10 protein-coding genes are annotated in these 13,074 nt (G+C 53.0%); 7 read left to right on the top strand and 3 right to left on the bottom strand.

Annotated features, from left to right (window positions below; genetic code table 11):
* Positions 1-33: 33 nt before the first annotated feature.
* Both M3223_RS10935 and M3223_RS10930 read left to right on the top strand, forming a co-directional pair.
* Positions 34-780 carry an ABC transporter ATP-binding protein gene (locus M3223_RS10935; RefSeq protein ID WP_251561326.1) on the top strand — a complete coding sequence of 249 codons (747 nt, stop codon included), beginning with the start codon at positions 34-36 and terminating at the stop codon, positions 778-780.
* On the top strand, positions 777-2,771 hold the full coding sequence (locus tag M3223_RS10930) for an ABC transporter permease (protein WP_251561325.1): 1,995 nt from the start codon (positions 777-779) through the stop codon (positions 2,769-2,771). Before M3223_RS10935 ends, M3223_RS10930 begins: the two co-directional genes overlap by 4 nt.
* A 47-nt stretch (positions 2,772-2,818) precedes the next feature.
* Here the strand turns inward: M3223_RS10930 and M3223_RS10925 are convergent, their stop codons facing one another.
* Both M3223_RS10925 and M3223_RS10920 read right to left on the bottom strand, forming a co-directional pair.
* On the bottom strand, positions 2,819-3,829 hold the full coding sequence (locus M3223_RS10925; protein WP_251561324.1) for a sensor histidine kinase: 1,011 nt from the start codon (positions 3,827-3,829) through the stop codon (positions 2,819-2,821).
* On the bottom strand, positions 3,826-4,497 hold the full coding sequence (locus tag M3223_RS10920) for a response regulator transcription factor (protein WP_251561323.1): 672 nt from the start codon (positions 4,495-4,497) through the stop codon (positions 3,826-3,828). The genes M3223_RS10925 and M3223_RS10920 overlap by 4 nt, the downstream gene beginning before the upstream one ends.
* A 244-nt stretch (positions 4,498-4,741) precedes the next feature.
* On the opposite strand from M3223_RS10920, the gene M3223_RS10915 reads away from it, so the two are divergent.
* Both M3223_RS10915 and M3223_RS10910 read left to right on the top strand, forming a co-directional pair.
* Entirely contained in the window at positions 4,742-5,584 is an 843-nt protein-coding gene (locus M3223_RS10915; protein WP_251561322.1) for an alpha/beta fold hydrolase, read from the top strand.
* A 188-nt stretch (positions 5,585-5,772) separates the two neighbouring features.
* Positions 5,773-6,984, top strand: coding sequence for an ATP-binding protein (locus M3223_RS10910; RefSeq protein ID WP_251561424.1), 1,212 nt, complete (start codon positions 5,773-5,775; stop codon positions 6,982-6,984).
* A 134-nt stretch (positions 6,985-7,118) separates the two neighbouring features.
* Here M3223_RS10910 and thyX read toward each other — a convergent pair whose 3' ends face one another.
* Positions 7,119-7,814, bottom strand: a complete 696-nt coding sequence (gene thyX / locus M3223_RS10905; protein ID WP_251561321.1) for an FAD-dependent thymidylate synthase — start codon at positions 7,812-7,814, stop codon at positions 7,119-7,121.
* A 153-nt stretch (positions 7,815-7,967) separates the two neighbouring features.
* On the opposite strand from thyX, the gene M3223_RS10900 reads away from it, so the two are divergent.
* From M3223_RS10900 to M3223_RS10890, 3 genes are all read left to right on the top strand, one after another.
* Positions 7,968-10,229 carry a helix-turn-helix domain-containing protein gene (locus M3223_RS10900; RefSeq protein ID WP_251561320.1) on the top strand — a complete coding sequence of 754 codons (2,262 nt, stop codon included), beginning with the start codon at positions 7,968-7,970 and terminating at the stop codon, positions 10,227-10,229.
* Positions 10,230-10,352: 123 nt separating this feature from the next.
* Positions 10,353-12,026, top strand: coding sequence for an extracellular solute-binding protein (locus tag M3223_RS10895; protein WP_251561319.1), 1,674 nt, complete (start codon positions 10,353-10,355; stop codon positions 12,024-12,026).
* Positions 12,027-12,100: 74 nt separating this feature from the next.
* Complete coding sequence (locus tag M3223_RS10890; RefSeq protein WP_251561318.1) at positions 12,101-13,072, top strand: ABC transporter permease; 972 nt, start codon at positions 12,101-12,103, stop codon at positions 13,070-13,072.
* Positions 13,073-13,074: the final 2 nt, after the last annotated feature.

The raw sequence follows: 13,074 nt of genomic DNA, 5'->3' as shown, positions 1-13,074 counted from the left end.
AAAAGCAGAAGAGGGACGGAAAGGAGCTGCAGCATGCAGACTGTCATTCAAACGAAACATTTAACCAAGAACTACGGCACAACAACGGTGCTGAAAGGGATCGACCTGACGGTCGAGGCGGGAGAGCTGACCGCGATCATGGGGCCGTCGGGCTCAGGCAAGTCGACTCTGATGAATGTGCTGTCGACAATTGACCGCCTGTCCGGCGGCGAGGTATGGCTGGAGGGCAAATCGCTGCTGGAGATGAAAAAGCCGGCCGCCAGGCAGTTCCGCCAGGAGCGCATGGGCTTTATTTTTCAGGATTACAATCTGTTGGACACGCTGACGGCGAAGGAGAACATTCTGCTCCCGCTGTCGCTGCGCAAAGTAAAGGCGGCGGATATGGAGAGCCGTCTGCAGCCGATTATTCAAGCGCTGAATATCGAGGGGCTGCTGAACAAATACCCAAGCGAGCTGTCCGGCGGGCAGAAGCAGCGGGTGGCCTCCGCGCGTGCGATCATTACGAAGCCGGCCATCGTGTTCGCCGACGAGCCGACAGGCGCGCTTGATTCGCGCTCCGCCACGCAGCTGCTGGAGCAGCTCGTCGGTTTGAACGAGACGTTCGGCACGACAATTTTGATGGTCACGCATGATTTTTATGCGGCAAGCTACTGCAAACGCGTCATTTTTCTCCGGGACGGGAGCATCGTAAGCGAGCTGTACGCGGGCGGTCAGGACAGAAAAACATTCTATGACCGCATTCTCGAAACCCAAAGCCTGTTAGGGGGCAAGCCGCGATGAGCCTTCTTGAGCTTACGCTTCGGAACGTAAAGCGCAGCTTCCGCCTGTACTCGATTTATCTATTCTCGATGATTACGGGCGTCATCATTCAGTACACTTTTTCTTCGCTGATGTTTAACGAGGATGTGCTGGGCGCTCTGCAAAACCGCGACAACTTTCAGCTTGGAGCGGCCATCGCTTCGGCGGCGGTTTTTCTGTTCGTCATTCTGTTCATTTTGTATGCCAATTCGTTTTTCATGCGCCAGCGCAAAAAGGAATTCGGCATGTATTTGCTCTACGGGCTAACCGAACGGCAGGTCGTGCGCATGCTATTTTATGAAACGGTTGTCATCGGCCTCATCTCGCTCGTCGCCGGCGTGCTGCTTGGCGGGTTGTTGTCCAAGCTGTTTGGCATGCTGCTCATGCGCCTGATGGAATACGATACCGCCATCTCGCTGCTGTTTCCGGTCGAGGCAATTGCCGCAACCGGCGGGCTGTTTCTGCTGCTGGCCGTCATTATCGGCGTCCAGAGCTACCGGATGGTGAACCGGCTGCAGCTGACGGAGCTGTTCCACGCCAAAGCCAAGGCGGAAAAGGCTGTGCGCGTATCCGCTTGGTTAGCTATAACGGCCGTTGTTATGCTTGCCGTTGCGTTTGCTCTTCTCTATAGCGGCAAAGGCTCGGTGTTCTGGCAGGAATACGCCAGCGCCAGTCTGATTGCAACGGCGATTGGCATCGTGGGCGGCACGTACTTGTTTTTCCGTCAATTCGTTGGCTGGATCCTGCAGCGGATCGGCCGCTCCGGCAAATACCACGAAGGAAATACGGTGTTGTGGACGTCCTCGCTGCGCTTCCAGATTCGCGGCAATACGCTGAACTTGTCCTTTATTACGCTGTTCGGCGCGGCCATTATGATGCTGATGTGTTTTATGGCGATCAACTACAAGGTGCAGTTCGAGGCAGTCGGCCGGAATTTGCCCAATGACATCGCTTTTCAATCGTTGAGCACTGCCGAGAACGAGGAGATCGATGGAATCATTCGCAGCTCCGCCCACAACGTGGAGTACCGGCTTCAGCCGAAGGCTCTCGTAACGGCTCCGGTTACGGACAGAGAGATGGCGTTTGAGAACGCCGAGATGTTTATGCCGGAGGTGCTGCTCGTCGCGCAATCAACGTTTAACGAAGCCGTGACGGCGCGCGGAGATGACGAGCAGGTGAAGCTGAAAGGAAACGAGGCGGTGACGCTGTCGCAGGGCTCGGACTTTCCGAAGGCTTTTGCGCCGGGCGAGACGCCGAGGTTTACTGTAAAGCCGTTGTTAGGCGAAGAGGAAACAGCAAGTACCGGAGAGACGGAATTTACGCTGGTCGAAAAGAAAGACTACGCCTATCTGGGATGGTCGACAAATCCCGCCACCTCGATGGATCAAAAGCCTGCGGTGCTCGTTGTCTCCGACGAGGAATACGAGCGCTTGAAGCAGAGCGGAACAGCAGAGCGGGAGTTCATCATCTATGGCTTGAGCGACGCCAACAGCGCCGTGGAGCTGTCGATCCAGGTGCATAGCATCGTTAGCCGGACGGAAGGAGCGTACTACTCCTCGTTCGCAGATGTGTATTCCAAGCAGATTGAAGGCTCGTCGCTCATGCTGTTCTCCAGCGGTTTTCTTGCGCTCATCGCGACGTTTGCGTTAGCCAGCGTCATCTACTTCAAACAGCTGCGCGAGGCGACCGACGAGCAGCAGCAGTATGCGATATTGCGCAAAATCGGGGTTGATAACCGGCAGATCAAAAGCGTTATCCGCAAGCAGCTGCTCTTTGTGTTTCTGCCGCCGCTGCTGCTGAGCGTGCTGTACAGCTGGTCGATCATTAAGTCGTACATTCTTGATTCGGTGAGCGATTTTCCGGAGCTGCCGGGTCTTGTATGGGGAATTATCGGAGCGTATTTTGCCGTGTATTTGTTGTTCTACGTCTCATCCGCCAATCTGTATTACAAAATCATAAGCCGCCGTTCTTAAAGATGCGGCGAATAAACAATAGGCCGGGGCGCAGCTCCGGCTTTTACTTATTCCGCAGCTGCAGATTCGCGATTGCCTACCGTATTCAGGTAAGGATCATGATGCTTCGGAAAATGAATCGTAAACACCGTATAACTTCCAACGATAGACTCGCAGGTTAAGTAATGCCCCAGCTTCCTGGACAGCTCCTGCGCCAAATATAACCCCATGCCCGTCGACTTTGCATGGGAGCGGCCATTGGTTCCGGTAAAGCCCCGATTGAATACGCGCGGCACATCCTTGGCGTCGATGCCGATGCCGTTGTCACGCAGGACGAGCTGCTTTTCGTCCTGCGTCACTCGTGCCGACATAGTGATTTCACCGTTGTCGCCGGTGTATTTCAAGCTGTTTGTGAGCAGCTGGTTTACGATAAACAGCAGCCACTTAGGATCGCTTTGCACGATGGTAGGCGGGATGTCCAGCCGCAGCTTCATTTTCCGGGAAATAAACGACTTGGCATGAGCTTTAACCGCCCCCTTGACCAAAGTCTCTAAATCGCAGCTTACAATCTCGTAGTCCTGGCTGAAGTTGTCGAGCTTGGCGTAGTAGAGCGCCTGATCCACATAATGCTCGATGCGGGTCACCTCCTCCTCTACGCTGCGGGCATCGGCCTTCGTCTGCTGAAGCAACCTCAATACGGAGATTGGCGTCTTGATTTCGTGAAACCAGGAGACGATGAAGTCATAATACTCCTTCTGTTTGGCATGAACCTCGTTCAGCGCCCGAATGTGTCGGATGTGCGTCTCCTCCAGCTCTCCCCGGTACGCTTCTGCTTCCAGCGACATCGGCTCGCTGTCCTCGTCGTGGCGCTTCTGTACGGCCCGTATATGACGCATATAACGGAAGCCGAGGTAAGCGGCGGTGACAAGGGACACGAGCCCGAGCGTATACCAAAATGTCTGCCAGCTCCATGGGCTGCGGGAATCCAGCCAGTAGCCTGCAACGGTCAGCAGAAACACGGCGCCGAACATAGCAATGTTAGAGCGCTCGTAGCTCAGGAAACGCCAGAAGCGGCTCATTCGACGATATACCCCATTCCTTTGCGGGTGGCGATGAAATCCTCGAGGCCAAACACGGTGATCTTCCGGCGGAGCCGGTTAACGTTCACGGTAAGTGTATTGTCGTCGACGAACTGGTCGTCGTTCCACAGTACCTGCATCAGCTCGTCACGGGACACGATCCGCCCGATATTCCTCATCATCGTTTGTAAAATAATAAACTCATTGCGGGACAGCTCGGCCGTTTTATCCCGGTATTGAATGGACGAGGTAGACAGCTGCAGGATGAGCTGACGGTGCCCCAGCTGGAAGCTTTCGTCCTGATACGTGTAATTGCGGCGCAGCAGCGCGCTTACTTTCGCAACAAGCACGTTCAGGTCAAACGGCTTCTGCACATAGTCGTCCCCGCCCATATTAATCGCCATAATCACGTCCATGTTCTCGCTTCGCGACGAGAGAAACAGGATCGGCACCTTGGAGACGGCGCGAATCTGCTGGCACCAGTAAAAGCCGTCGTATATCGGCAAATTAACGTCAAGCAGCACAAGATGCGGCTCGGCAGCCCGGAAGTCGTCCAGCACCCGGTCAAAGGAGGAAGTTTCAATGACCTCGTACTGCCATTTGCGCAGCGCCTCTGCGACGATCTCGCGGATTTTCTCGTCATCCTCTACGATCAGAACTCGGAACAAAGGAATGCCTCCGATCAGCAAATAGAATGATTTAATTATAGCATGTCTCAGTCTTTCCTACGGCGGAGCTGCGAGCGAAACGCATTGACAGGGGATTTAGCTTGCGCCCCGATGAAGAAGCGCTGGCAAGCGGCGGCCTGTGCTTTTTGCTAAACTAAACGGGAAGTTCCAAGCTTGAGAGGGATTACTTTATATTCCCTAGTAATACTTCTCTATTTTGAGACGGAATGAGGAGGAATTATAAATGACAGAACAACTATTTCGCGTCAATAACGTAGAGCTTTGCTGCGAAAGCTTTGGCAATCCGGCCGATCCGGCTATTCTGCTTATTATGGGAGCGCAGGCGTCTCTAGTTTGGTGGGAAGAGGAATTTTGCCGGCGCCTTGCAGCAGAAGGGCGTTTTGTTATCCGGTACGATAACCGCGATGTAGGCCGCTCCACCGTATACGAACCCGGGCATCCGGCGTATGTATTCGAGGATATGGTCGACGATGCGGCGGGAATATTGGATGTTTACGGAATTGAACGGGCTCATGTTGCCGGTATGTCGATGGGCGGCATGCTCACTCAAATGATGGCTCTCCGTCATCCGGGCCGGGTGCGGACTGTAACGCTGATTGCAACCTCCAACTTTGCCCCGGAGCTCCCGCCGATGGAGGAGAAGGTGGCGCAGTTTTTTGCCGACGCAGCGTCCGTGGATTGGTCTGACAAAAGCGCTGTAACAGAGTTTTCCGTTCAAAAATGGCGGGTTCTGGCAGGCTCCAAACATTCGCTTGATGAGCCGAGAATTCGCGCGCTTGTCGAAAAAGAACTGGAGCGAAGCCGCAGCATAGCAAGCATGACCAATCACGCCATACTGTCAGGGGATTTTTCCTATCTGGCAAGAACAGCCGAGATTTCCGTCCCTGCGCTGATCATACACGGAACAGATGATCCCATTATCCCCTATGCGCACGGGCTTTCATTGGCCGAAAAGCTTCCCTCGGCGAGGCTGCTGCCGCTGAACGGATCGGGTCATGAGCTGCATCCGCAAGAGTGGGACAACGTCATTTCAGCAATGGCTAAACATACCGCGCCTCAAATATGAGCTAAAAGAGCATTCCTCAATGGAGGGATGCTCTTTTTTATGTAATAAATACATAGAAAATTCCCAAGTCTTTACCTATAATTATATCGTAGAGTTCAGTTGATTCGGATAATAAACCTGTTTACATATGCAAATATTTGAAAGGAAGTTTTCCATTGTTTGAAACATTGCTTTTGAATTTTTTATTCATGCTATTTCCAGTAGTTCTATTTTTAATCTTCTTTGAAAATAGATCCTACTCCTTTAACAAAAAATTGCTTGTTGCGTTATCAGCGGTAGCTCTTGTGCTTTGTATCGCGAATCCAATTATTCTAGATAATGGATTCATATTTGACTTGAGATACGTTCCCTTTATTATTGTTGCCTTATTTGGTGGATATAAAGGCGCTTTTCCGTTGTACATCGTGCTGAATGTGTACCGGTTCTATGTCAATGGAGAGGGCACGCTTCCGTCTTTTCTTTTTTCGACCTCGGTGCTGCTGCTTGTCCCGCTGTGCAGCAGTTATTTTAAAAAGCAGAGCTCCAAGAGCAGGGTTATTACCGCCACGACGATTGCTTTTGCAACGATGGCTTGGTACCTGCTGACGCTCAGCTTTATGATTAAATCATTAAACCGGGAGTTCTGGATTCTCGCTGCGAACGCCTTATCCACTCATGTCATCGTAACGAGCGTCATTATGATTCTGCTTGAGAAAATCATTCAAAATATAAAAAATCGGGAGCGGCTGATTCAGTCTGAGCGGCTAAGCGTCGTCAGCGAGCTTGCGGCCAGCGTGTCGCATGAAATAAAAAATCCGATTACGGTGACGAGCGGCTTCCTTCAGCTGCTTTACAAGTCGCCCACGATTTCGCAGGAGGAGCGGAGATTTGTCGATTTATCGCTGCAGGAGCTGCAGCGGGCGGAGAAAATTGTCAGTGACTTTCTTTCCTTTGCCAAGCCGCAACGGGATAATTTGATCTACTCCAACATGAGCGAAGAGCTGGACTACACCCGAAACGTCATTATGCCGTACGCTTCCGTTCACGGAGTAGAGGTCAGGTATAAGTTCCAGAACTCGCTGAAATGCAGCTATGACCGGAATCAAATTCAGCAGTGTTTCATTAACTTGTTCAAAAATGCAGTTGAAGCGATGAAGGAATTGGGGGGAGGTATTCTCACCATTGAGGCGTTTGAGGACCGGAGCACGATTATGATTCGTATTCGGGATACGGGAATCGGTATGTCCAAGGAGGAATTATCACGGCTGGGCAAGCCGTATTATTCCACAAAAGCGGAAGGAACCGGTCTTGGCATGTCTATGGTTTACAGCACGATTCAAGAGTTAGGAGGAACGGTTGAGGTGCACAGCGAGAAGGGAGAAGGCACAACGGTGCTGCTGTTTATCCCGACGAAACAATAAACAGTTAGGCAAGTCTCATTAACGATTGCGGTGAAATGCGTTACATAGTTGAGGAGCGGTTTAACTCTTCAAAAATAGAACACAACAAAGGCCATCCGATGAGGATGGCCTTTGTTGAATGAATGATAAAAGGTTTATTCACTGGCTTCCTCCAGCAGCTGTTCCATCGAAACGGGAAAAAGAGGTTTAGCCAGCTCGTACACAGCTCTCGCATACTCCTGAATCTCGTATTGCGAATCATGAGCAAGCCGCTGCTGGAGAAAATGGCAAACCGATTGAAGGGAGGTCGTCCAGTAATAGGCCGTGTACATGCCGTAAGCGGACGGAATAAGCAGCCGCGCTTGTTCAGGCGCGATATTGTTGTCCAGCGCCCATTCGTAATCCTTCAACCCGTGCTCAATTTGGCGCAGTAGCCTTTCCGTAGCTTCCCGGCCGATTGCTTCTTCTACCGGATCTCCGCTTCCTTGCTTGGAGTTTTCAGGCTTGCTCCGCCAGTCGACGGGATTCGGAACGTAGTTCTCGACATCAATCGTTATGTACCGGCGCGAGGCTTCGTTCCAGGCATCCATCGTATGATCGCTGCCGACGACATATTTCCAGTGCTGCCTCGCCACCATTAGCGGCGCATAGAACTCAAACTGCATCATCGCATGGCGGAAAGGAGACATATGGTCTTCTCTCGCCAAAAACTGAATCAGCTTCCGGTCACTTGGCGTGAGCTCTTTTGACTCCTTGGCGTAGGATACCCGCGCGCTGTTTACAACGGACAGGTCGCTCCCCATATGGTCAACCAGCCGCACATATCCTTTATCGAGCACATCCAATTTCATTTGGCATCCTCCTGACTCGTTTCCAGCATCCCAACGATCATACTAACAAATAATGGGTGTGTAAACGGTCCGATCCTTCACTTCAATAAAGGATTCCTCACGGTTCGACACGAATGACATAAAACACCATTCGCTCCGACGGGAGGACTCCGCTTGAAGGTCAGCTTAAAACAGAGAAACTCCTTTTTTGTGAAAACGATGCTCACGTATGTGCTCATCTTCACGATTCCGTTTGCCATATTTGGCTTGTCCACCTACTATTGGGCGGCCAGTACGATAAAGGAGCAGACCGACAACACGTACCTCGGCCTGCTGGAGGATACCCGGCGTGAAGTGGAACGCAGCTTCAATGCGCTGGATACGTTTGCGGTTCAGCTTTCCTATATGCCTCGCATCGCCAAGTTTATGAATATGGAAGGAAACAGCTTCAGCTATGAGCGTGTTGATATCGGCGATTTGCTGAATACGATGAATGAGCTGAACATTTATAAGTCTACCTATCCTTTGCTCGACGAGATTGTGCTCCATTTCAACGGCAAGGATACCGTGCTTTCGACGCTTGGAAAAGACAACACGGAACGTTTTTTCCTCGATTTGCTTCGCTACCGGGATATCACCCCCGACCAGTGGCAAGTTATCCTTTCGGAACCGAACAACCGCCGCATTCTGCTCCCCGAAGAGGTGGGCATTTCCAGTCAATCGCGCCGTGTCATTACCTACATTCAGTCGCTGCCGCCGGGCGGCTCCGGCTTTCAAGCTACGCTGATGCTGCTTATCCGTGAGGAATCGCTGCGGCAGATGCTTTCCAGCTCGGCGCTGGCGGAGCAGAGCGCCGTGTACATGGCGGATGCGCAGGGCAAACCGATTGCCAGCGTGAATGGAACCGCCGAAATCGGCTCCTACGTACAGACCCGGCTGGCAGCTAAGGCTGCGCCAGCCGTATCCGGCAGCCTGGGCAGCGTGGCGCTGTCGGACGGCTCGTCGTATTCCGTCTATCATTCCTTGCCCGATAGCCACGGGTGGTCCTATACCATTGCGGTTCCAAGCGGGACGGTGCTTGCAAAGCTTACGCTCATCCGCAATGCGGCTATCGGGCTGTCTCTATTTTATCTCGCTCTTGGAATCGGCCTCTCTTATTTGCTTGCCCGGCGCAATTACCGGCCGCTAGCCAAGCTGATTGAGCTGGTGCGCAGCAAGCTGATGCGGGAGGCTTCGCCCGGCAACGAGTTTCATTTTCTGGAGCACACGATTTACGATATGCTCACCGATGCCAATCGCAGCGAGTATGAGATCGCTCTTTACCGGCCGCTGGCCCGCAACACCTGCCTGACCCGGCTCATTACTCAAAGCTCAACCGGCGATGACGGACTTCTGCAGGCGATGGAGCTGCTGGATCTTTCGTTTCCGAACGATCTGTTTGCCTGCGCCGCTTTACTGCTGAGCGAGGAGCAGCAAATGCCTGAAGCCTTTTACGGATCCGTCCGCACTCGTCTGGAGGAGCTTGGCGTGACATTTTACTGGGTTGAAATAGACGAAACGAACAAAACGCTCTTGCTGAACATGGAGCGGGAGGGGGATCGCGAGCCGGCGCTTGCGGCCGTTGCCGAGGAGCTTCGCGCCGCTTCGGTCGCTTTCCGCTGCATCGGGGCCGGAGCCGTCTGCCGCCAGCTTGCCGAGCTGAACCGTTCCTACGAGTCGGCGCTGCGCGCCTTGGAATTCCGCTTTCTGAAAGGCGACGGCAGCGTAATTGATGCGGATGAATACAACGAGGAAGGCCAATGGAACGGCTATCTGGCAGAGGAGACGCAGCTCATTCAGGCGCTTGCCGCCGGAGACGGCAGCGCCGCCCGGCAAATGGCCGCTGCCGTTATGCAGCATTACGTGAGCCGCCACCGGCTGACGCCGGAAGCAATGCGCTACTTGGGCTACAGCATCGCGGCCGCTGCGCTGAAGGCGCTGGAGCAGGCGAACATCGGCCCGTCGCCGTCCTTCCGGCTAAAGGACATGATGCAGCTGGATACGATGGAGGAGATGATCCGGGCCATCGGACGGTTGTACGAGGAGGCCGTTCAGCTTCTTGCCAAGGACGACGAATCCGGTTCAGGCCAGCTGATTCGCGACGTAAAGACCTATTTGAACGACAGCTACAGCGATCAAAATTTGTCCTTGACCTCCGTTGCCGAAGCGTTCCGCATCTCTCCTTCTTACCTGAGCCGCTCCTTCAAAGGTGTTACCGGCACTACCTTTATCAATTATGTGAACCGCCGCAGAATCGAGGCTTCCAAGCCGTTATTGGACGGCAGCGCCACGATTCTTCAGGTCGCACAGCAGGTCGGCTTTGACAACGATATTACGTTCCGCCGCCTGTTCAAAAAATATATGGGCATTACCCCTAGCCAATACAAGCCGTCTTAACCTGTAAACAGGGCAATTTCTGTATGGCGGGAGCATGGATTGTTCGTATACACTGCCGTTCTTGCTCCCCTACAATGAGGCCATCACTCGATTCGAGTCGAAATCAAAGGGGAGATGGGCGCGATGAAAAAGAAAACGATTCAGAAAGCCAAACTTGTAAGCGCATTAATGGCGGCAATGCTCGCCGCTGCGGGATGTCAGGCCGGCTCAGGCGATTCCGGTTCAACTGGAAACAAAGGAACCGATGCGTCCCCGCAGCCAAGCGCTTCCGCAGCGCCGGGAACAGCGTCGGAGCCGAAAAACCCGATGCCGATTGTGACGGACGGTTCGGTGACGCTGACCGTGGCGGCTCCGGATAATCCTTATGCAGCAGCGAGTCTCGCTCAAAATCTTCCTGTGTGGCAGGAGATCGAGAAGGCGACCGGCGTCAAAATTAAATGGGATGTTGTGCCCGGCAGCCAGTTCCAGACGGCGATGCAGACTCGACTTGCCTCCGGCACCAATCTTCCCGACGTTATTTTGTCTACCTTTGATTTATACAAATATTCCAAGGACGGCCTGCTGCTGCAGCTGGACGATCTCATAGCCAAATACGGCGAGAACGCGGTCAAAGTGTTCGAGGCCAAACCGCTGCTGCCTGCGCTGATGAAAACGCCTGAAGGAAACACGTTCCACCTGTCCGGCACGAGGGACGACGAGGTCGCAGCCGGACCCTATGGCTGGCTCATCCGCAAAGACTGGCTGGATCAGCTCGGACTGGCGGAGCCGGTAACGGTGGACGATTGGTACAGCGTTTTGAAAGCGTTTAAAGAGAAGGATCCCAACGGAAACGGCAAACAGGACGAGATTCCGATGACCAACTACAACGGAGTTACCCAGCTGTACAACTGGGGTAACGCCTGGGGACTTCATCTGCGTACAAGCGATGGCTTTTACCCCGATGCCAACGGGAAGATTCAGTACGAATGGCTCGATCCAAAGGCGAAGGAAATGGTCGTATTCCTGAATAAGCTCGTCAAAGAAGGCTTGCTGGATATGGAATTCGCGGTGAACAAGAAGGACCAGATGACGTCTAAAATTATCCGCAGCCTGTCCGGAGCCACGCTGGCATGGCAGGAATCCAATACGTTATGGACCAACAAGCTGCGCGAGGCGGGACAGCCGAAGGCGCAGTGGGTGATGACGACGCCGCCGGGAGGTCCGAACGGGTATAAGGGGCATATCGAAAAAACCGGTGTTGTAAACGGCTACGCGGTCATCAACAAAAAGTCCCCCAACGCGGAAGCTGCGTTCCGCTGGCTCGATTACGTCATCTACAATGAGGAAAATATGAAGCGGATGACGCTCGGCGTAGAAGGAAAAACCTACGAGATGAAGGATGGGCAGCCGGTGATGACGGACTTTGTCACCCAAAATCCGGACGGTCTTGGCGCGGTGGAGGTTATCCGTTCCGTAGGCGGCTGGCAGCTGTTCAGTCAGGCGAGCAAGCTCGATTATATCGCCAAGCTGAAACAGACGGATGAAATTTTGGCCGAAAGAGCGAAGCTGGTGCAGCCGTACCTCGTGCCGACGGCGGAGTTTGCGATGCCGACCGAGGACGAGTTTACGAAAATCAACCGCAAGCTGACGGATATTACAACCTATAAAGACGAGATGGTTGCCAAGTTCATTCTCGGCCAGGAGCCGATCGACAAGTGGGATCAATTTACAAAGCAGATCCAAGCGATCGGAATCGACGAGGTTGTTGCCATCCGTCAAAGCCAATATGACCGGCTGATGAGCCAAAATCAGAAGTAAACCGGCGGCAGCGCGCAGGCGGCAGGTCTGCGCGTCTGTTCCTTCATGACGAATTCCAGAAAGGAAACCGCAGCATGCAAACCTCTATTGCTCCCTCAGAGTCTCGTGCCGGAGTCCCTCTGCCAAAGCGTGAAAGCGCGCTTGAGCGGCTCAGAAAAAACACGAGCCGAGACAAATTCCTCGTATTGCTGGTATTGCCGTCGGTCATTTATTTTATCGTGTTCCATTACGTTCCGATGTACGGAATTCTAATGGCGTTTAAAGATTTTTCGCCGTCGCAGGGAATTTGGAACAGCCCTTGGGTAGGGCTGAAATGGATTCGGGAATTTTTTGATTCCATCTATTCCTTCCGCCTCATTAAAAACGTGCTTTTGCTCAATTTATACGGTCTCTTGTGGGGATTCCCAGCTCCAATTATATTTGCGCTGCTGCTTAACGAAATCCGCCGCAACGTGTTTAAGCGGGTCGTGCAAACGGTCAGTTACATGCCGCATTTCATTTCCGTCGTGGTCATCGCCGGCATGACGATTACGTTTCTGTCCCCAAACGACGGTATCGTAAACGTTATGCTGGATAAACTCGGCCTGGCGCGGATCAATTTTTTGAGCGAGGTGGACTGGTTCCGCACCATTTATATCAGCACCGACGTGTGGGCCAGCTTCGGCTACAGCTCCATTCTTTATTTGGCCGCGCTGGCGGCCATCGATCCGCAGCTGTACGAGGCGGCGCGCATCGACGGAGCTTCCCGTTTCAGACAGCTGCTGCATGTGACGCTGCCGGGAATTGCGCCAACCATCATCATTTTGCTGCTGCTCCAGCTGGGGCGCATGATGAGCGTCGGTTTTGAAAAAATCATCCTGCTCTACAATCCTTCAACGTATGAAGTGTCGGACGTCATCTCCTCATACGTGTACCGGATTGGCCTTGTGGGAGGGGAGTTCAGCTTTGCCGCCGCAGTTGATCTGATGAACGCGACGATTAATTTTGCGCTTATTGTGACGTTTAACTGGTTAAGCCGCAGGCTGACCCAGACCTCATTATGGTAGAA

It is taken from the genome of Paenibacillus pasadenensis, assembly GCF_023715725.1.
GTDB classification, from domain to species: Bacteria; Bacillota; Bacilli; order Paenibacillales; family Paenibacillaceae; genus Paenibacillus_O; species Paenibacillus_O pasadenensis_A.
Note: the sequence above shows the minus strand (reverse complement) of the source record. Positions and strands in the feature narration are given on the sequence as shown.